Annotated in this window: 19 protein-coding genes; 7 read left to right on the top strand and 12 right to left on the bottom strand. The window is 70.5% G+C overall.

The features are described from left to right. Positions 1–59: 59 nt before the first annotated feature. On the bottom strand, positions 60–503 hold the full coding sequence (locus tag FXO23_RS13415; RefSeq protein WP_158884542.1) for a hypothetical protein: 444 nt from the start codon (positions 501–503) through the stop codon (positions 60–62). A 167-nt stretch (positions 504–670) separates the two neighbouring features. On the opposite strand from FXO23_RS13415, the gene FXO23_RS13410 reads away from it, so the two are divergent. Together FXO23_RS13410 and FXO23_RS13405 are read left to right on the top strand one after the other, a co-directional pair. Continuing rightward, on the top strand, positions 671–1,513 hold the full coding sequence (locus FXO23_RS13410) for an NBR1-Ig-like domain-containing protein (protein WP_246257199.1): 843 nt from the start codon (positions 671–673) through the stop codon (positions 1,511–1,513). Positions 1,514–1,890: 377 nt separating this feature from the next. Then, positions 1,891–3,210, top strand: a complete 1,320-nt coding sequence (locus FXO23_RS13405; RefSeq protein ID WP_158884540.1) for an ATP-binding protein — start codon at positions 1,891–1,893, stop codon at positions 3,208–3,210. A gap of 34 nt (positions 3,211–3,244) precedes the next feature. Here the strand turns inward: FXO23_RS13405 and FXO23_RS13400 are convergent, their stop codons facing one another. Continuing rightward, positions 3,245–3,847, bottom strand: a complete 603-nt coding sequence (locus tag FXO23_RS13400) for an MmpS family transport accessory protein (protein WP_246257190.1) — start codon at positions 3,845–3,847, stop codon at positions 3,245–3,247. Positions 3,848–4,018: 171 nt separating this feature from the next. Here FXO23_RS13400 and FXO23_RS13395 point away from each other — a divergent pair, with 171 nt between their 5' ends. Together FXO23_RS13395 and FXO23_RS13390 are read left to right on the top strand one after the other, a co-directional pair. Next, positions 4,019–5,224: a sensor histidine kinase gene (locus FXO23_RS13395; protein ID WP_179956759.1), complete on the top strand. Its 1,206-nt coding sequence runs from the start codon at positions 4,019–4,021 to the stop codon at positions 5,222–5,224. 30 nt (positions 5,225–5,254) lie between these two features. Beyond that, positions 5,255–5,902, top strand: a complete 648-nt coding sequence (locus FXO23_RS13390; RefSeq protein ID WP_158884728.1) for a response regulator — start codon at positions 5,255–5,257, stop codon at positions 5,900–5,902. A 5-nt stretch (positions 5,903–5,907) separates the two neighbouring features. Here FXO23_RS13390 and FXO23_RS13385 read toward each other — a convergent pair whose 3' ends face one another. Then, on the bottom strand, positions 5,908–7,338 hold the full coding sequence (locus FXO23_RS13385) for an alpha/beta hydrolase (protein ID WP_158884538.1): 1,431 nt from the start codon (positions 7,336–7,338) through the stop codon (positions 5,908–5,910). A gap of 180 nt (positions 7,339–7,518) precedes the next feature. On the opposite strand from FXO23_RS13385, the gene FXO23_RS13380 reads away from it, so the two are divergent. Further along, positions 7,519–8,646 carry a cytochrome P450 gene (locus FXO23_RS13380; protein WP_158884536.1) on the top strand — a complete coding sequence of 376 codons (1,128 nt, stop codon included), beginning with the start codon at positions 7,519–7,521 and terminating at the stop codon, positions 8,644–8,646. On the opposite strand, the gene FXO23_RS13375 is transcribed toward FXO23_RS13380, so the two are convergent. From FXO23_RS13375 to FXO23_RS13345, 7 genes are all read right to left on the bottom strand, one after another. Then, complete coding sequence (locus FXO23_RS13375) at positions 8,643–9,047, bottom strand: type III secretion system chaperone family protein (RefSeq protein ID WP_158884534.1); 405 nt, start codon at positions 9,045–9,047, stop codon at positions 8,643–8,645. The two genes, FXO23_RS13380 and FXO23_RS13375, sit on opposite strands and share 4 nt — an antisense overlap. Positions 9,048–9,159: 112 nt before the next feature. After that, the gene (locus FXO23_RS13370; protein ID WP_158884532.1) at positions 9,160–9,570 is read right to left on the bottom strand and encodes a hypothetical protein; all 411 of its coding nucleotides are present in this window, start codon (positions 9,568–9,570) and stop codon (positions 9,160–9,162) included. A 156-nt stretch (positions 9,571–9,726) separates the two neighbouring features. Next, positions 9,727–10,530 carry a helix-turn-helix transcriptional regulator gene (locus FXO23_RS13365; RefSeq protein ID WP_158884530.1) on the bottom strand — a complete coding sequence of 268 codons (804 nt, stop codon included), beginning with the start codon at positions 10,528–10,530 and terminating at the stop codon, positions 9,727–9,729. Continuing rightward, on the bottom strand, positions 10,527–11,342 hold the full coding sequence (locus FXO23_RS13360) for a GGDEF domain-containing protein (protein WP_158884528.1): 816 nt from the start codon (positions 11,340–11,342) through the stop codon (positions 10,527–10,529). The genes FXO23_RS13365 and FXO23_RS13360 overlap by 4 nt, the downstream gene beginning before the upstream one ends. A 29-nt stretch (positions 11,343–11,371) precedes the next feature. Beyond that, positions 11,372–11,938 (bottom strand): exosortase/archaeosortase family protein, encoded by a 567-nt coding sequence (locus FXO23_RS13355; RefSeq protein ID WP_158884526.1) that lies wholly within the window; start codon positions 11,936–11,938, stop codon positions 11,372–11,374. Continuing rightward, positions 11,913–12,767, bottom strand: coding sequence for a hypothetical protein (locus tag FXO23_RS13350; RefSeq protein WP_158884524.1), 855 nt, complete (start codon positions 12,765–12,767; stop codon positions 11,913–11,915). Before FXO23_RS13350 ends, FXO23_RS13355 begins: the two co-directional genes overlap by 26 nt. Positions 12,768–12,838: 71 nt before the next feature. After that, a complete protein-coding gene (locus FXO23_RS13345) occupies positions 12,839–13,366 on the bottom strand; it encodes a hypothetical protein (protein WP_158884522.1) in 528 nt (175 codons plus the stop codon). Positions 13,367–13,747: 381 nt separating this feature from the next. On the opposite strand from FXO23_RS13345, the gene FXO23_RS13340 reads away from it, so the two are divergent. Next, entirely contained in the window at positions 13,748–14,536 is a 789-nt protein-coding gene (locus FXO23_RS13340) for a choice-of-anchor P family protein (protein ID WP_158884520.1), read from the top strand. A 141-nt stretch (positions 14,537–14,677) separates the two neighbouring features. Here FXO23_RS13340 and FXO23_RS50750 read toward each other — a convergent pair whose 3' ends face one another. Together FXO23_RS50750 and FXO23_RS13330 are read right to left on the bottom strand one after the other, a co-directional pair. Then, a complete protein-coding gene (locus tag FXO23_RS50750) occupies positions 14,678–14,908 on the bottom strand; it encodes an LPXTG cell wall anchor domain-containing protein (protein ID WP_179956758.1) in 231 nt (76 codons plus the stop codon). Positions 14,909–14,983: 75 nt separating this feature from the next. Next, positions 14,984–16,513, bottom strand: coding sequence for a glycosyltransferase family 2 protein (locus FXO23_RS13330; protein ID WP_218951977.1), 1,530 nt, complete (start codon positions 16,511–16,513; stop codon positions 14,984–14,986). Positions 16,514–16,871: 358 nt separating this feature from the next. On the opposite strand from FXO23_RS13330, the gene FXO23_RS13325 reads away from it, so the two are divergent. After that, positions 16,872–18,614, top strand: coding sequence for a sigma-70 family RNA polymerase sigma factor (locus tag FXO23_RS13325; RefSeq protein ID WP_158884518.1), 1,743 nt, complete (start codon positions 16,872–16,874; stop codon positions 18,612–18,614). Positions 18,615–18,647: the final 33 nt, after the last annotated feature.

The raw sequence follows: 18,647 nt of genomic DNA, 5'->3' as shown, positions 1-18,647 counted from the left end.
ACGCCAGCGGGGTGCCCAGTCGGCGACTGGGCACCCCGCTTCACCGCATCGAAGATGGGTCAGATCGAGTAGTCCACATTGGCCACCAGCGCGTTCGGCCTGGCCTGGACCCGCACCTCGAGGTTCGACGCGGTGTTCGCCGGCCAGCTGACCGTGCCGGATCCGGACGTCCCGCACCCCACGGACTGCCACTTGTCGGGGTTGCGGGCCTTGCCCATCCGCGCCTGGACGCACGCGTACTGGTTGGTGCCCGACTGCACGTTCCACGTGACCTTGAGCTTCCCCTTCCAGCCGCTCGCCGGGCTGGTGTACGAGCACTGCTTGGAGACCGGCCCCCACTTGAGCAGGGCACCGGACGCCGTGCCGTTGCACAGGCTCATCGCGTGCGCGTCGGCCGCGGACGCCGACCCGGCGGTGAACCCCATCGACAGCGCTGACACCACCACGGACGTCGCCACGGCGGCGACGATGCGGCCGCGCTTGGCCGACTTCACTTCGCTCATGTAAACACTCTGGCTTTCTCGGTCGTGACCATCGGACTCCGGCCAACCAGTGGTCCGCTACCGTTGAACCCAACGGCGCAGCCGGTTGACCTGCACTTGCCCGAACAGCTTCACCCGGTCGGCGCACTGTCCGGAAGGACCGGACAGAAGTTCGGACAAGGATTGACGTGTCGGACGAGGTGGTTCCCGGCGCCGGTCGGACCCGGCAGGCCGAGATCGCGCAGTTCGCGGCGGAGTTGCGCCGGCTGCGGGCCGCGGCCGGTGACCCGTCGTTCCGGAAGATGGCCGAGGTGTCCGGATACGTCTCCCGGACGACCCTGCACGAGGCGGCGCAGGGTGTCCGGATGCCGTCCTGGGACACGACGCGGGAGTTCGTCCGGGCCTGTGGCGGCGACGAGGCCGAGTGGAAGGCTCGCTGGCAACGGCTCCAGGACGGGCCCGAAGACCTGCCCGCCCCGCGGGAAGAACAACCGTCCCCGGAGCCCGGACGGACGGCGAGACGGGGCTGGTCCACCCGCGGCGTGGCGCTGCTGACCAGCGGGGTCGCCGTGGTCTGCAGCATCGTCACGGCCGCGGTCGTCGCCGCGGTCCGGCCCGCCGAAACCCCGCCGGCGGCCCCGCGGACGACGCCGACGGATCAGGAACCACTCGTCCCCGGCGACCTCAGCCGCTTCGTCGTCGACGTGACCTACCCCGACGGTGCGACGGTGCGGACCGGCCAGACGTTCACCAAGGTGTGGGAGATCGAGAACGCCGGGACGGCCGTCTGGCACGACCGGTACCTCCAGCGCCGCGAGCTCCCGATCGAGCCCGGGGACTGCGTCACCCCGGAACGCACACCGATCGGTGACGTCCTGCCCAACGAGCGCGTGAAGGTCATGGTTCAGGTCACCGCGCCGGCCACGCCCACGCAGTGCACCGTGAGCTTCAAGATGGTCGACCGTTCCGGCAGATCGTTCTTCCCGGCCTCCCGGCCGGTGTACTTCTCGGTGAACGTCACCGGCTCCTGAGCCCTACCGGCGCGGCCTCCTCGTCCGCCTTGGCGCGGGACCTCGCCGAATTGGTTACTTCGCAAAACAATCGAAATCCCACCACAGGTGTTTGTGGAATTAGTTTTCGACGATCTTGTCGCACACACCACGGGAGCCGTTGTCGAAATGGCGAAACGGCCAGGTTATCGGTCGCAGGTGTGCTCGCGGCACATATTCGTACAGCGATCAAGGCGTCGGGCACTCGTAGTCCGATCAGCTATCGCTTACCGTAGGCGTCTGCTTCGGACGGATGGAAAGGAATGGTTGTGGAGGGGGTCCATAATTTCTTGTCCAGTGCGGCGAGCGGGCCCGTCGTACAGGCTCGAGACGTTCATCTGGGGAACTCGCCGCTGCCCGTGCCGCACCAGTTACCGGCGGACGTGCGGGGATTCACCGGGCGATCCGGCTATCTGGAGAAGTTGGACGCACTGATCCCGGAGGCGGAAAACCACGGGGATCGGGCCGTGGTGATTTCCGCGATCGCGGGTACCGCGGGGGTGGGGAAGACGGCCCTGGCGGTGCACTGGGCACACCGCGTACGAGACCGGTTCCCGGACGGGCAGCTGTACACCAACCTGTGCGGCTACGACCACGCCGGAGTGCCCGCCGACCCCGACGCGGTGCTGGAGAACTTCCTGCATGCCTTGGACGTCCCCGCCGAGAAGGTCCCCGGCGATCTGGCCGCCAAGCAGTGCCTGTACCGGTCGGTGCTGGCCGGGCGGCGAATGCTGATCGTGCTCGACAATGCCTGCTCCGCCGAGCAGATCCGGCCGCTCCTGCCCGGTGAGGGAACCTGCCTGGTGGTGGTGACCAGCCGCAACCGCCTGTCCGGGTTGGTTGCCCGGGAAGGAGCCGAGCGGGTCACCTTGGATGTGCTTCCGCTCGCGGAAGCGGTCGAGTTGCTTCGTTCCATCCTCGGCTCCGACCGCGACCGGACCGCGATCCTCGAATCGTTGGCCGAGCTGTGCGTGCGGTTGCCGCTGGCGTTGCGGATCGTGGCGGAACGGGCCGCGACCTCGGCGGTTCCGCTGACCGAACTGGTGGCGGAGTTGACCGATGAACGCTCCCGGCTCGACGCGCTGACCCCGGACGGGGACGAGGACACCACCGCGGTTCGCGCGGTGTTCTCCTGGTCCTACCGCGCCCTGCCACCCCCGGACGCGCGCGTGTTCCGGCTGCTCGGGCTCCATCCCGGCCCCGATCTCGGCCTGCACGCGGCGGCCGCGCTCGCCGGTGTCTCGCAAGCCGAAACGCGGCGCCGGTTGGATCGGTTGGTCGGCGCGCACATGCTGGAACGGCACGGTCGCCGCTTCCGCTTTCACGACCTGCTGCGCGTCTACGCCGCCGAGCGGGCGCACGAGGACGAAACGGCGACCGAGCGGGACGCGGCGCGGCGGCGGATGCTGGACTGGTACCTGCACACGGCCAGCGCGGCGACGACCGCGGTCGGCCACGACAGCCAGCTCCGGCTCGAACCGGTCAGCCCCGGCATCACACCGCTCACCTTCGACACCCCCGGGCAGGTGGCGACCTGGTACGCCGCCGAGTACCGGAATCTGGAAGCGACGTGGCGGTACCTGGTCAACCAGGCGTGGCGGGCGGTGGGCGGCCGGAGCGGGAAACCGGAATCGTGCGGGCTGGCCGAGGTCGGTGCGCACACCCGAATGGTGCGGTGAGGGAATTCGCCCGCACCGCACCGAATTCGCCGGGTCAGATGCCGGTGCAGACGGCTTGGGCCAGCGGGCCGGAGGCCGTGTTGGTGGCGACGACCTTGCCGTCGACGGTGATCTTGCAGGTGACCGAGCCGCCGTTCTCGTCGGCCAGGGCGGTGAGGGTGCCGCCCTTGAAGGCGCCCTTGTTCTCGGTTTTCTTGGTCCAGGGCAAGGTCGGGGCGGTTTCGGTGCGCGGGTTGAGCACCTCGCCGTAGAGGACTTCGACGTTCTCGGCGGTGCCGGTGACCTCGTAGGTGACGCTCGCGGTCCGGTTGAGTTCCTCGTTGACCTCGTCGACGGCGCGGTTGAACACGAAGATCCAGGTGATGCACACGCCCAGGCCGAGCAGGGACAGCACGATCCCGGTGATGGAGAGGCCCTTGTTGGTGGCGTTGCCCTTCCGCACGCGGGCGAGGCCGACCGCGGAGAAGACCACGCCGAGGATGACCAGCGGCCAGGCGACGACCCCGACGAACGGGATCGGGGAGAAGGCCAGCCCCACCAGGCCGAGGACGAATCCGGTGGTGCCCAGGCCGTTGCGGGGCGGAGCCGGGGCGGCTTGGGGTGGCATGGCCGGCGGGTAGGGGGTCTGCTGGGTCACGGGTCGTTTCCTTTCCACGGGATTTACCGGACGCCGATGCAATCAGCGGGCGAATTCCGGCGCGTCCTCCGCGACGCGTCGACGCGTTACGACGAAAGTCGTCACTTCGCCCGCGCGATCGAGCGGAAACGCTGATGCGGGCCGGTGCGGGCCACTCCGTAGGCTCGGCGCATGGGAAGGCGTGTGCTGAGCGTGGCGATCACCGTGGTCGCGGTCGCGGCGAGCGTGCTGAGCAGTTTCTACGTCTTCGGCGCCCACGATTACGTGTCCGGCGACGACCGGCTCCACCTGTCCTGGTTGTCCGTGCTCAGCTTCCTCGCCGCGCTCGACGCCGCCGCCCTGCTGTGCTGGCGGCACCGGTGGCCCGTGGTCGTCACCGGCGTGGCCGCGGTTCCCCCGCTGCTGCTGGCCGCGGACTCGCTCGCCGCGCTGATCGCGCTCGCGGCACTGGCCGCGCACCGCCGGGACCGCGTGCTGTGGGCGGGCGGCGCGATCGTCTACGCGGCGACCGCGCTCGCCGTGTGGCGGGACGCCCACCGCAACCCCGAGGTGACGGTCGCCGGGCGGATCGTCGGCACGCAGACCAGCGCGGGCCAGGTCATCGGGATCCTGCTGATGGCCGCGATCATGACCGCCATCCCGATCATCGTGGGCACCGTGCGGGGCGTCCGCGGAGAGCTGGCGCGCCGGGAGGCCAGCGAACGGGAACTGCGCGCGGAGATGACCCGGCGGGAGGAGCGCACCCGGATCGCCCGCGAGATGCACGACGTGCTCGGGCACCGCCTTTCGCTGCTTTCCCTGCAGGCCGGGGCGCTCGAGGTCAGCCGGGGCGCGGGATCCGCGCAGGCCACCGAGGTCGCGCGCACGGTGCGCACCACGGCCCGCCAGTCGCTGGAGGATCTCCGCCAGGTCATCGGCGTGCTCCGGGACGGCCAGGGTTTCGCGGAACCGGACGGGGATCCGCGCGGGCCGGTGCGCCCGCAGCCGACCCTGTCCGACATCCCGGAACTGATCGCGAACGCGCGCCGATCCGGCCTCGCCGTGAACGTCACGATCCTGATCGACGAGGCCGCCGCCGCGCCCGCCCCGCTCGGCACCGCGGCCTACCGGGTCCTGCAGGAGTCGCTCACGAACGTGCTGCGGCACGCCCCCGGCGCGGCGGCCGAGGTGTTCGTCCGGGGTGGCCCCGGGGTCGGCCTCGCCCTCGAGGTCGTCAACCCGCTCGGCGCGGGGGCCGCCGAGCCGTCACCGGGCTCGGGCACCGGCCTGACCGGTATCGGCGAACGGGTCGCGCTGCTCGGCGGCAACGTCAGCGCCGGGCCCACCGACGAGCGGATGTTCGCCCTGCGCGCCTGGCTGCCCTGGGCGCGGCACTAATATGTTCGGGTGAACCAGCGCCCCCTGCGAGTGCTGCTCGTCGACGACGATCCCCTCGTGCGCACCGGGCTGTCCATGATCCTCGCCAGCACCGGAGACATCGTCGTCGTCGCGGAGGCCGGGGACGGCGACGAAGCCGTGTCGAAGGTGACCCTGCACGCCCCGGACGTCGTCCTGATGGACATCCGGATGCGCCGCATGGACGGCCTCGCCGCGACCGCCGCGGTCACCGCGCTTCCCCGCCCGCCGAAGGTCCTCGTCCTCACCACCTACGACCTGGACGAGTACGTGTTCGACGCCCTCGGCGCGGGCGCCAGCGGGTTCCTGCTCAAGGAAGGCGGCCCGCGGGAGATCATCGACGCGGTCCGCGTGGTCGCCGCCGGGGAGGCGATGCTTTCCCCGCGTGCCACCAGAAAACTCATCGGCCAGTTCGTCGCCGCACGGGCCAATCCCCGGCGCGACCGCGCCCGGGCCGGGCTGGCCACCCTCACCGAACGGGAACGCGAGATCGTCACCGCGGTCGCGCGGGGCAAGCCCAACGCGGAGATCGCCGCCGAACTGCACCTGAGCGAAGCCACCGTGAAAACCCACATCACCCGGATCTTCGCCAAACTCGATGCCGCCAACCGGGTCCAGCTCACGATCTTCGCCTACGAGGCTGGACTGGTGACCCCCTAGCACCGTTACGGCAGCGGCACCGCCGGGCACCGCGTGCCCGCGGCCGGGACTCGCCGGTCGATGAGGTAGGCCGAAACCACGTCCCGCATGCACCGGCCCCGCGGGGCCGCGCCGTGGCCGAGGCCGTCGTAGGTGACCAGCGCCGCGTTGCCGATCTGCTCGGCGACCCGCACCGCGCCCGCGTGCGGGGTCGAGTCGTCGTAACGGGAATTGGTCACCAGGATCGGCGGTGCGCCCCGCACGTGCAGCCGGTGCGGCGGGTTCGTCGTGCGGAACGGCGGGTTGGCGCAGAGCTGGGGCACCCCGTGCCAGCCCGTTTTCACGTCCGGTGCGACCGCCGCCGACCGTGCGCGGACGCGCTGGAGATCGCGGTACGAATCGATGTCGTTGCGGTGGTCGGCGCAGAAGAGGTAGATGGGCAACGCGTTCGGCGCGGGTCCGCCCGCGCCCGCCCGCGCGGCGGGGCGCGGACCGGCGAGTGCGGCGATCCGGCGCGCGACCCCGGCGACGTCCGCGTTCCCGAGCGGTTCCAGGATCTTCTGCGCCAGCGAACCGCGGTCCAGGCGCACCGCCGGATCGTCCGGATCGGTCAGCTCGCCCGCGTCGGCCTTCGCGTAGAGATCGGCGACGATGGCCTTGACATCCTTACCGCGCAAGGAACATGCGGCACTCGCCGCGCACCAGCGGACGAAGACGTCGAAGGATTCCTGCGCGGCACGGGATCCGGTCACGTCGGTCCGCTCGGTGCTCGCGCTGTGGTCCACATTGGCGTCGAGCACGAGCGTGCGGATCCGGCCGGGGAACAGTTCCGCGTACATCTGCCCGAGCACGGTCCCGTAGGACAGCGCGTAGATGTTCAGGGTCTGTTCGCCGAGGGCCGCCCGCAGCGCGTCGAGATCGCGGGCCTGGACGTTGCTGTCCAGATGGTCGATCAGGGGGCCGGTGCGGTCCCGGCAGCTCCGGCCGAGCGCGGCCTGCGCGGCGAGCAACCGGTCGAACTCCGCGGCGTTCCGCGGTGCGGGGTGGTTCAGCTCGCCGAGTGCTTTTTCGTCGCACAGCACCGGATGGCTCCGGCGCACCCCGCGCGGATCGAAGCTGACGACGTCGAACCGGGCCGCCTGCTCCGGCGGGAACAGCAGGCCGAAGATCTGGTCGTTGGCGACCGCGTCCACCCCGGAACTCCCGGGCCCCGCCGGGGCGTAGACGAGCGATCCGGCCCGGTGCGCGGGATCCGCCGCCGGGCGCCGGGCCACCGCGAGGTCGATCTTCGGCCCGTCCGGTTTCGCCCAGTCGATCGGCACCGGCACGACCGCGCACTCGACCTTCGCGTTGTCCTCGCACGGGTGCCAGGGGACTCCTGGTGCGGCCGCCGCTGCGGGCGCGCACGAAACGAGTGCCGCCACCGCGGCGAGCAGCGCGAAGATTCGTGTCCTCATCGTCCGAACGCTAGGCCCCCGCTCGCCGAGTCACCTCCTGCTCGAGGCCGGAGAGCACTCCTCCCCAGGCAGGATCGATAACGGAATGATCACGGGTTGATCACGGAACGCTCTTACTGCAGGCGCTCAAGGCGCGACACTCCGGGCCGTTCGAAAACACCGGTTCGCCCAGGAGGAAACATGTCCGACGCTCCACACGCCGGGATCGACCCGTTCGCCGCCGCCGTCCGCGGTGTCGCCGAACCGGAAACCGCGCACACCGCGTTGCGGGCCACCGGGCCGATCGTTCGCGCCGACGCGCCGGCCGGTGGTCCGGTGTGGATAGTCACCGGCGACGCGCTGGCGCGGGAAGTCCTCACCGACTCCCGCATCGTCAAGGATCCGGCGTTCGCGCCGGTGGACTGGGATCCGGCCGAGCTGGAGCCCGCCGCGGCCGAGCAGCCCTCGCTCACCACGCTCGACGGCGCGGCGCACACCCGACTGCGCCGCGCGCACGCGCCGCTCTTCTCCGCCCGGCGGATGGGCGAGCACGCCGGCCGGATCACCGCGATCGCCCGGGAACTGCTCACCGGGCTCACCGGTGATCCGGTCGACCTGATGGCGGATTTCACCACGCGGTTCCCGCTCACCGTCCTGTTCGAGCTGCTCGGCGTGCCGCTCGACCGGATCGACGACGCGACCGCGGCCTGCAAGCGCATGCTCAGCGCCGACCCCGGAGAACGCGGGGCGGCCGTGGCCGCGTTCCTGGAACTGGGCGGCGCCGCGGGGCGGAACGGCCTCGCCGCCGAACTGCGCGACCGGGTCCCCGGCGAGCTGACCGACGCCCAGGTGCACTACCTGCTCTTCGGGCTGCTCTTCGCGGGCCAGCTCACCACCGACGCGGCGCTGGGTTTCCTGCTCGCGCACGCACTCGAGGGCGACCTGGCGCCGGTCACGACGGACGAGCTGGTGCGGGAGGTGCTGCGGCTGCACCCGCCCGCGCCGTTCACGCTGTGGCGCTTCACCACCACCGAGGTCGAACTCGCCGGGGTGCGGCTGCCCGCCCGATCGCCCGTGCTCGTCGACATCCAGAGTGCGAACGTCGATCCCGGGCGACCGGACGGGCAGGACCTGACCTTCGGCGCCGGTGCGCACTACTGCATCGGCGCGCGGCTCGCCCAGCTGGAACTGCGCGCCGCGGTGGACGTGCTCCGCGCCGAATTCCCCGGCGCCCGCCTCGCCGTCCCGTTCGCCGAACTCCGGCAGGCCGATCTCGGCGGCAACCAGGGCAGCCGGTTGACCGCGCTCCCGGTCCGGTTGCGGGGCTAGTAGTCGTCGCCGCCGACGAACTGCTCCTCCAGTTGGTCGGCGGTGCAGGCCACCAGGTCGAGGGGGTCGTTGAACTCGTTGAAGTCGACGTTCTCCAGGGGGAGGGAGTGCCGGATGACGACGTGCTCACCCATGATCGCGGCGCCGCCGGCGATGGTGGTGTGCCCGATTTCTTCCAGGAAACTCCGGAGGTTGATCTGGGACGCCAGGCCGCACGGTGAGGCGATCTGCACCCAGTCGTGCTTCTTGTCGAGAACCTCGTGGGCGAGAACGATGACCTGGGTGCGATCGTCGTCACCGTATTGCCGGAATGAGTACTCGATGCGAAGTTCGTCCGGTTCTTCCCGGAGCACCCGGTACGTGGATTTGACGTACTGCACCAGGTCGTGCCACGACGCCATGCGGTCCCTTTCCCTCAGCGAAATCAGCCCTACCACCTTACGGGGAACCAACCCGGCGCATGGCGGGTTTTCCGCTTCGGCACCCGAACGGACAACGCGTCGCCCGAATGGATCAACCGCAGGAAACCGGACCCCTGATCAGCTGTTTCTTCGGCGCGGTTTCCTGAATGAGACCCTGGGTGCAGCCGGGGCCGATGTAAGTAGGCCACTTCTGGCTGTACGTCTTGCCCGCGACCATCGGCACCGGAGTGGAGCCGAATATCTTTCCGTCCGGCTTTCCGCCCTTCAGGTTCTGCCAGGCCAGATAGGCGGTGACCTGGGGCCCCTTTTTCTTGACGTACCAGACGTGGATCTCCCCGGGCTTGCCGGTCGGCGTCTTCTCGATGCACAGGTCACCGTTGCCGATGCCCTTGCAGACCGGCTTGTCCACCGGGGCCGCGGCGGCGTGGACCGGGAGGAAAGCCGAAGTGGCGAGCGCCGCGAGGACGGCCAGGCCGGTTCTCAGCGCGTATTTCTTACGCATGCGAATCTCCTCGGGAAAGAAAGAAATCATGCCGTGATGGCCGGATTTCCCATTGTGGCGACCGTTTCGGCGCGGGACAAGGTGCGCTGCGCGGTTGTCACCGTGTGGGGGAAATCCGACCTTTCACGTGCGTTTTCCTTTGCGCGGAGAGTGCATTCATTCGGCGGTGGTGGTGACGAACCCGGACTGGTAGGCGATCGCCGCGACCTGGACCCGGCTGCGGGCCCCGAGTTTGCGGGCGAGGTTGCGGGCGTGCGTCCGGACCGTTTCCACCGAAAGTACCAACCGCTGCGCGATGGTGTGATTGTCCAAACCCTGCGCGATGAGTTGCAGGATCTCGGTTTCCCGCGGAGAAAGCACGCCACCGGGCCCGCCGAATTCGACGACCGTCCGGAAACCGCCGGTGTCGGAATCCGCGGTTTCGGGGAGTTCCCGGCGGGTGGCGTGCCGGATCGCCTCGGTCAGCAGTTCCGTCCGCGCGGCGGCGGGGACGGCGTTCGCCGCGCCCGCGCGCATGGCCTCCGCGGCATGCGCGGTCGCGGGCGTGCGCGGGGCCAGCAGCACGGTCACGCTGGTCCGGACGTGGCGGCGGGACAGCACGCGCACGGCGTCGAACCGCGGATCGGCCTGTTCGTCCACCACCAGCACGTCCACCGGGCGGGCCCGCAGCCGCGCGTCCGCCGCCTGGACCGAATGCACGGTGTCGGCCAGTTCGGCCTCCGGCATGCGTTCGACCAGGCGCGCGAATCCCTCGCAGAGCAGCGGGATCTCGCTGAAGACCACCACGCTGAGGCGGCGGGACGAACGCGCGGGACGGTCGTCCGGGGCAGAGCGCACGAGCCGGGGCTGCCAGGGGGCCGGGGACGGTCTTCGCGGCGCGGGCGGGTCACCCGCCAGCGCCATCGCGTTGCGCCCGCCCTTCCCGGCGGGCGGGGCGAAACGGCCGTTCACCACATTCATTTCGGTACTCCCAAGCCGGATTGGAGGTGTGGATCGATTTCGTGGCTGCCGCGGGACAGCGCGCGGATCAGGCGGCAGGCCGCCGCGTAGGTGCCGGGCAACCGGACCCGCCACACCCGGACCACGTCGGCCGGGATGTGCTCGACGGCGAGCCCGCGTTCGACGAACGCCCGGGCGGTGAGCGCCCGCGCCGGGACCAGCCCGCTGCGCGGGGTCAGCACGACCGCCGTCGTCGTCGCCAGCAGGGCCCGCGTCTCGCCGTTGGAGAAGACCGCGTCCAGCGCGGCCGCGGTCAGCACCATGGCCGCGAGCGCGGTCATCGTCGGCAGCCCGGAAACGTCCAGGGCCACCGCGACGAACTCGTAGCGCGCGGAGGTTTCGACGGAGTTCGCGTCGCATTCCTGGTACACCTCGAGCAGCCGGGTGCGCAGGTACGGCGCGGTCGCCAGGCCGGTGAGCCCGTCGTCCAAACGGGACAGTGCGAGTTCGTCGGCCGCCTCGTCCGCCCAGCCCTCCGCGGCCGCGCGCAACCAGGCGGACGGCAGATCGTCCGAAGTGGACGCTTCGGTGTCGAGAACCTCCCGCAGGGTGAGGAGATCCGCCAGGGTCTCGCGCAGGTCGATGCCGCCGCGCGCTCGGGCCCGGCCGAGGCGCTCGAGCGGGCCGAGCAGATCCGCCTCGCCCAGGGCGGCCTCGGCCACCTCGATCACCTCCGGCACCTCCCAGTCGTCGGGATAGGCCCAGCCGAGGGCGATACTGCCCGCGCGCCACGCCGATACGGTGCGCCGCACCCGTTCCTCGGCATCGCTCACCTGAAGATTCCCCTTTCCCCTCGCGGCTGTCAGTAAGCCCGGGTCAGCTTCGCCTGCGCCTTGCCCCGCGTGCTCGCCCAGATCACCAGCGCGACGCCGAGGCACGCGGTCACCAGGCTGATGACGCTGCCGATCACGTGGTGCGAGAAGTCGAAGCCGACCTTGGAGCCCCACCACCGGGTCGCGAAGGCGATCGCGAGCAGGCGGAGCTGGTTGCCCAGGAACACCGCGCCGAGCCCGGCCAGCCCGGCGAGCAGCAGCCGCCGCTTGCCCATCTTCCGGCGCCAGGCCAGCACCGCGACCGCGATCAGCACGGGCAGGCCGAGAATGCCGACCGTGCAACTGGTCGTGATGTCCAGGCCGATCGCGTTGCGCTCCTCGAGCCACGCGTACACCACGGTGTCGTGGACCGAGGTCTCGCCGAACAGGCCGATGATCCGCGCCGAGCACCAGGCTTCGAACATCCGGATGTCGCGCTGGAACACGATGCCCAGCGCGCACAGCACCGCGACGAGCACGCCGAAGAGGATCGTCAGTCGCCGGCCCTCGTCCGGCCGCGGGGGCTGCTGGTCACCGGGCTGGATCCGCACTGCCATTCGACTGCTCCGTTTCTGGTTCGGGTTGGGGGTGCTCGATGTGGTCGAGCGCGTGGGCGATGCCCTTGGTCAGCACGTCGGTGATGCCCTGGATCACCGGGCGGACCAGTTCGAGCAGGTCCACAGTGGACTCTTCCGGGGTGGCCAGCCGCTCGGCGTACACCGCGGTCACCGATTCGGCCAGCACCGGACTGTCCCGGAAAGTCGCGGAGAACACGGCGAACAGGGACTGGGCCAGCACCGGGTGCCCGGCGAAGGTCCGGACGGTGTGCGCGGTCCGCACCGGTTCTTCCGGCGCTTTCCCGGCGGGCCGCGCCACTTCGGCGGGCTGCACGACGTGGGCGAGTTCGGCGGCCGTGTCGATCGGGGCCGGCCGGGCTTTCGCCGCGACGGCCTGGACCGGCGCCTGCTGCTTCGGTTCGGTCCGCACCGGCTGGGCGATCGGCGGTTCCGCCCGCTCGGCCGGGGGCCGGGGCTCGGGAACCGGGACGGGTTCCGGCTGCTCCCGCTCGGCGGGGGCGAGCGGGGTCCCGGACAGCGTGTTCAGATCCGGCGCGGGTTCGTCCCGGGCGAGCGGGGGAATGAGTTTCGACGTGGCCGTGGACGGGATCGCGGTCGCGAAGATCGGCACGTTCGACGGGCCGGAGAAGAGCCCGGTGTTCGACACCACCACCGGCAGGATCGCGCCCGCGGCGATCGTCACACCCAGCGCGATCGGAATCCGGCTCTTAGAAGGCCCGGTCGGCGGGGCGGCGCGATGGCGGCCGCGGACATCCGTGGTGGCGCACTGGTCCCGGCCGGGCGCATTCCCGTTCCATTCGTTACCCATCACCAATCTCCTCGATGTCTCACAGAATCGGCGAACTGACAGGCGTTACCGGTTTGAATGACGGAAAAGGACTATTTCGCGGAGCCGGGTTCGGCCACGCCGTCGATGCGCCAGGAACCGCCGTCGCGGACCAGGCTTATTTGATAGGTGCGGTCTATCCGGGCCGGTGGCCCGCCCTTGCCGTCCGACGGCAGCGGCGGCTCGGAGACCGCGGCCACGGCGTGCGCCCGGCCGGAATCCGCCCGGACGTCCGAAACCGACCGGACCAGGGTCGCGACCTCGTCGGGACGGAACCTGACTTCTTTCTGCGCCAGGAGTTTCGTCATGTGCTTCCACCCCGCGCAGAGCCCGCACGCCGCGGTGGTCGTCCGGTCCAGCGGGCCGGGATCGCCCGAGCTGTAGGCCCGGCCGACCGCGTCGAATGTCCCGCGCACCACGGAATCGACCTCGGCCGTGGTCGGCGCGTCGGCCGGGGCGAGGACGACCGGGCGCCCGGCCTGATCCGCCGGGTCGTCGTTCGAACAGCCACCGGTCAGGGAAATGACACCGGCCGCCAGCACCAGCGCGCCGAGCCTTCCGGCATATCGATGACAATTCATGCTCTGACCTCCCGCAGCGAATTCCGGGCCGGGTGCCCGGTACGAGCTGCCGGGGCTCAGATGCGCCACCCCTGGGTCGATTACGCGCCAACTTCGAATTTTTTCCGCCACCCCGGCACGGGTTGTGCGAGGGCCCGCGCAATACCACCGGAGCGGTAACCTTGCTCCCCCGCGGCGAGGTATTCGTCCCGAAAGCCTTGCCCGCCCGCGCCCGCGCGTCACAGGCTCGGCGGCGCAAAGCACGAACCCGCCTTCCGGCTGGCTCGATTCCGACGGGAAACCCCTGAACCACTCCGGCCCCAGCGGCGGCGTGAACCCGTCACCGCTTGCACCACCTCTCTCGCGCCAGATGCGAGTCCACGTGACGAATAGGAGAACTCAGTGCGATCCACCCATGCCCGCCGGGCACTCGCCACGCTCGGAGTGGCCGGTCTGCTCACCGCCGTCGGCGGGGCCCCGGCGTTCGCCTCGGGCGACAGCGACAGCGGCAAGGCGTATTCGAAGGCCGAGCTCATCAAGGGCACGGTGCTGAACCAGACGATCCTCGACCCGGTGGTGCAGGAGTACCCGCCCGGCGGCACCATCGAGCAGCCCAAGCTGAACATCGGCAACGTGATCAAGCTGGAGCTGACCGGCCTGGGCGTCTCCGCGACCGGGGACAAGGACAAGGGCAAGTCGCAGGCCTCGGTGAACGTGGCGGACGCGGCGCTGACCGTGGGGCTGCCGAACGTGGCCGAGATCCGGATCAAGGAGAACGCGCTGGACAGCTGGTGCGAGGCGAACGGCGGTGAGCTGAAGGGCGGGACGACGCTGGCCAGCGTGGCCATCTCGGTGATCGGCCCGAACGGCGTGCCGCTCGGCGAGCTGAAGATCCCGTTCAACCCGCCGCCGAACTTCGGCGTGAAGCTGCCCGGCGAGCTGGGCGAGGTGCTGGCCAACAAGCAGGTGCGCAAGGACGGCGTGATCACCGTGACCGCGCTGTCGATCAACGTCCTCGGCCAGGGCGGCGCCTGGATCGAGAAGGGCAAGACGACCTGCGGCCCGAACATCCCCACCCCGGAGGTGCCGGTGGCCGCGCCCGAGGCGGTCGGCGCGGCCGCGCTGGCGCTCGGCGGGATCGGCGGGTTCGCCTACTACCGCCGCCGCCACAACGGCTCCGAGACCTCCTGATCCACGTCACCCCGAAGCGGTGGTGGCGCCCCCGGGCGCTGCCACCGCTTCTTGGTGCGCGGGGCCCGGTCGATGTCATGAGGGGACCCCTCCAGACGAAATTTGTCCGGAGGGGTCCCCTCAGGAAAGTTCGGCGGCCGGTCAGCGGGGGCCGGGGCGCCGGGTGGGTAGCGGGATGACCTGGGTCGGGTGGTCTTCGATGGCTTCGAACCGGCGGGCCCGGGCCCGCCGGGCGCGCAGGAGCAGCACCCCCGCGACGATCAGCACCACGCCGAGCACGATCGGCCAGACGATCGGGGCCCCGGTGGCCGCGAGCACCACGGCGCTCGCGCCACCCGCTCCGGCGGCGACCCCGCCGCCAATTCCGTACATTCGCACTTCTCCCTTCGAAACGAGTTCAAGCGACCCGGCCGCACCGTGCGGCCGGGTCCGTTTTCCCTGCTGTGGCTAGCGTTCTTCCTCCCGCAAGGCATGCGCGGCGTACGACCGCCGCGGGACGGGGGTCGGTCGCGGGCGGTCCTCCCGCAGCGCGTGCCGCCCCGAGGGGCGGCCGCCGGTGACGACCACCGGGCGCAGCACGCCCGGCCGTTCCTCGCGCAGCGCGTGGCGGCCGAAGGACCGGACCGGCGGCACGTGCCGCACCCGCGGCATGGCCGGGGGCATCGGGCGGCGCGGGATCGGCCCGGTCAGCACCATCGCCTCCTCGGCCTGCTCGACCACGCGCGCGGTCTTCGCCCAGCCGCGTTTACCGCGCAGGATCCGCCACAGCGCCTGGTAGGTCGCCGCGTAGCCCACGTAGTTCCACAGCAGCATGAGGTGGCCGAGCGCGAGCGCGCGGAGCAGGCCGACCTGCCGGGTCCGGCGGCTGTAGAGCGTGCCGATGATGATGTTCGGGAAGAACGCGGTGAGGTACCAGAACAGCGCGTAGGCCACCCGCACCGGGACCGAGCCCCCGGAAATGGCAGGGAACATCGACACGTTGCCGAGCAACGCCTGCAGCAGGGCGTAGTGCTGGATGACCGACCACGGCAGCACGATCACCCACGGCACGAGCACGTAGGCGCACAGCTCGAAAACGCCCTTGTTGGACAGGAAACGCGCCCGCCAGATCTCCGGCAGGCGCGTGATCGACATCATGGTGCCCTGGTACCAGCGCGCTCTCTGCTTGAGCAGCGCCCGGTACTTCGTGACGCCCTGTTGATCCACGTACGCACGCGGCGTGGTGACCGTGCGCCAGCCCCGGACGTTGAGGCTGATGGACAGGTCGAGGTCCTCGGTCAGCGATTTGCTCCACGGCCGCCCGCCGACCTCGCCCAGCGCGGACAACCGGGTGAACTGGCCGTTTCCGCCCAGGCTGACAGTTCCGGGCGCGACCCTGCCAAATTGTGTCATCGCGGAGATAATCCAGAACTCGACGTCCTGGAACCGGGTGATGAGCCGGTCGGTATTCCGGATGCGGACACTGAGCTGCACCCCGCCGACATCGGGCGCGTCGAACAACGGAAGCACGTGTTCCAGAGCACCTTCGGAGAGATGCCCGTCCGCGTCCATCACGCAGAGCAGAACCCGGCGGCGATCCAGCCTTCTCCGTTGAACATCGAATAACACGTACTGCAGCCCGTAATTGAGCGCTTCACCTTTTCCCTGCCGCGCGTTCGGGGGTGTGCGGCGCAGCACGTGCACCCGGTCCCCGCCGACCATCGCGGCGTGGTGCCCGGTCCCGTCGTCCGAACCGTCGTCGACCACGACGACCCGGCAGTCACCGCGGATCGCCGCGAGCCGGTGCACGGTGCCGCGGATCACCGCGGCCTCGTTCAGGGCCGCGACCAGGAAGTACACCGAGTAGTGCCGCGGGATGGGCCCGCTGGAGGCGGCGGCCTCCTGATCACCGAGCCGCAGCCGGGACCTCCGGACGAAGGTGACGCCCTTGAAGACCATGACCGTGAAGTAGGTCAGGCTGAACGACAGAATCACCACGGACGCAATCCCCACCACGGAGTTCACCGACTCCATCCAGCTACCCGCCTCACTCTCGGTTCGACCGCGACGTAGACGGAGCAGGTCCGCCAGGATTACGCACTTGGCGGCAAAACATTTGGCGCGGGGCACCGGGAGCGCCCGGAATGGCATCCGCCGCGCGGTTTCTGACCGGTGGGCCGGAAAGCGGCAGACGTTATTGCCCGGCGGTCCCGGCTGCAGTAATTTGCCTCTGGCCGACGACCGGCTTCGCCGTAGGGCCGGTCCGTTCGCCTCCCTGCCCAAGAAGTTCGCAAGGGCGCGTAATCCGCGAGGGCCGGAAGCATCCTTGTCTCAGCGACTGATGGGAAGGATCCGCATGACTACGGAGCTCTCGGCGGCGCTCGATCGCAGCGACGGAGAGTTGATCAAGGAGGCACGCGAGGGTTCGGACGCTGCCTACCGCGTGCTTTACGAGCGGCACAGCACGGCCGCCCGCAACCTGGCCTGGCACATCACCAAGAGCGCGGCGGACGTGGACGACTTCGTCGCCGAGGCGTTCGCCCGGGTGCTGGACGCGATCCGCCGCGACGGCGGTCCGACCCTGGCCTTCCGTACCTACCTGCTGTCCACCCTGCGCAACGTCGCGAACGAGTACTACCGGCGCAACCGCAAGCTCAGCCTCGGCGGCACGATGACCGAGCACGACGTCGGCGAGATCCACGCCGACACCGTGCTCGCGGCCGAGGAATCCTCGATCGTCAGCCGCGCGTTCAGCCGGCTGCCGGAGCGGTGGCAGGCCGTGCTGTGGCACACCGAGATAGAGGGCCAGACCCCGACCGAGGTCGCGCCGCTGCTCGGGATGACCCCGAACGCCGTCGCCGTGCTGGCCTACCGCGCGCGGGAGGGGCTGCGCCAGGCGTACCTGCAGGCGCATCTGGCCAGCACCGATGTCGCGTCCTGCCAGGCGGTCCGGGAACGGCTCGGCGCGTGGGCGCGCGGCGCGATCCGCAAGCGCGAGGTCATGCAGATCGAGGTGCACCTGGACAAATGCGAGCGGTGCCGGTTGATCGCGCAGGAGATCACCGATCTGAACGGTTCGCTGCGCGCGGTCGTCGCCCCGCTCGTGCTCGGGGGCGCGGCGGCGGCCTACCTGGCGCAGACCAAGGCGCAGGCGGCCGTCTCGTCCGTGGCGAGCACCGCCGGAACGGTGTTTCCGGCGAAGTTTTCCTCGCACTGGTTGTCGGTGGCGGGCTCGGGCGCCGCGCTGACCATGGCCGTCGTGCTCGGCGTGCTGGTCGGGGTCCCCGGTATCGACACGCCCAAGCAGGCGATCGGCGCGCCGCCGGTCGTCCCGTCGGCGACACCGGCTCCGCCGCCGCAGCCGGAACCGGTGGCGCAACCCGCGCCGACGCCCGCCGAGGTGACCGTGCGGCCGAACACGGACGCGATCACGCTGCCCCCCGACCGCGGCCCGGCCGATCTGTCGTTCGTGGCGCGGAACTCCGGGCAGTCGGTGAGCGGTTCGATCACCATCACGATGACCGTGCCCAGTGGCGTCCAGCTCAGCGGCACCGCGGCGGTGCGGGCGGCGGCGACCAAGGGCATGAAGTGCACGCAGTCCGGATCGGTGATCACCTGCACCACGGTCGCCGGGCTCGCCGCGGCGGCGGAGGCCGAACTGTCGGTGCCGCTGCAGGCGATCACCGGCGCGCTGTCCGGAACGCTCACCACGAAGGCGTCGACCGGCCGGGCGACCATGACGCTCAGCCCGGTGCGGGTGGACGTGCCGCGGCCGAGCCAGCTGCTGATCGAACCCAAACCGTTCTTCATCATGGGGTGGTGGGCGAAGCTGCCGCTGGACATCACGAGTTCGGCGGAGATCCCGCTGGACGCGACGATCGACATCGTCCCGCCCGAGGGGTCGGCGGTGCAGTCGTTCGACGTGCGCTGCGATCCGACCGGGAACCGGGTGCACTGCAACGTCCAGCTCAAACCGGGCGAGAAGCTGCACACCTGGGTGGTGCTGGAGTCGATGCCCCCGAAACCGGGCAACGCGACCGTCACCGTCACCACCCCGCGCGAAACCCGCACGATCACCGTCCCCATCGACTTCCACTAGCCCGGAAGCCCGGCGGGTTTCATGAGGGGACCC

This window comes from Amycolatopsis anabasis (genome assembly GCF_009765355.1).
GTDB lineage: Bacteria > Actinomycetota > Actinomycetes > Mycobacteriales > Pseudonocardiaceae > Amycolatopsis > Amycolatopsis anabasis.
This window is presented reverse-complemented; position numbering and strand designations above follow the sequence as displayed.

Bases quoted from the DNA above. Each gene is read 5' to 3' on its own strand.
- FXO23_RS13415 (WP_158884542.1), bottom strand. From the start codon at position 503: ATGAGCGAAGTGAAGTCGGCCAAGCGCGGCCGCATCGTCGCCGCCGTG.
- FXO23_RS13395 (WP_179956759.1), top strand. From the start codon at position 4,019: ATGGGAAGGCGTGTGCTGAGCGTGGCGATCACCGTGGTCGCGGTCGCG.
- FXO23_RS13385 (WP_158884538.1), bottom strand. From the start codon at position 7,338: ATGAGGACACGAATCTTCGCGCTGCTCGCCGCGGTGGCGGCACTCGTT.
- FXO23_RS13380 (WP_158884536.1), top strand. From the start codon at position 7,519: ATGTCCGACGCTCCACACGCCGGGATCGACCCGTTCGCCGCCGCCGTC.
- FXO23_RS13375 (WP_158884534.1), bottom strand. From the start codon at position 9,047: ATGGCGTCGTGGCACGACCTGGTGCAGTACGTCAAATCCACGTACCGG.
- FXO23_RS13370 (WP_158884532.1), bottom strand. From the start codon at position 9,570: ATGCGTAAGAAATACGCGCTGAGAACCGGCCTGGCCGTCCTCGCGGCG.
- FXO23_RS13365 (WP_158884530.1), bottom strand. From the start codon at position 10,530: ATGAATGTGGTGAACGGCCGTTTCGCCCCGCCCGCCGGGAAGGGCGGG.
- FXO23_RS13355 (WP_158884526.1), bottom strand. From the start codon at position 11,938: ATGGCAGTGCGGATCCAGCCCGGTGACCAGCAGCCCCCGCGGCCGGAC.
- FXO23_RS13350 (WP_158884524.1), bottom strand. From the start codon at position 12,767: ATGGGTAACGAATGGAACGGGAATGCGCCCGGCCGGGACCAGTGCGCC.
- FXO23_RS13345 (WP_158884522.1), bottom strand. From the start codon at position 13,366: ATGAATTGTCATCGATATGCCGGAAGGCTCGGCGCGCTGGTGCTGGCG.
- FXO23_RS50750 (WP_179956758.1), bottom strand. From the start codon at position 14,908: ATGTACGGAATTGGCGGCGGGGTCGCCGCCGGAGCGGGTGGCGCGAGC.
- FXO23_RS13325 (WP_158884518.1), top strand. From the start codon at position 16,872: ATGACTACGGAGCTCTCGGCGGCGCTCGATCGCAGCGACGGAGAGTTG.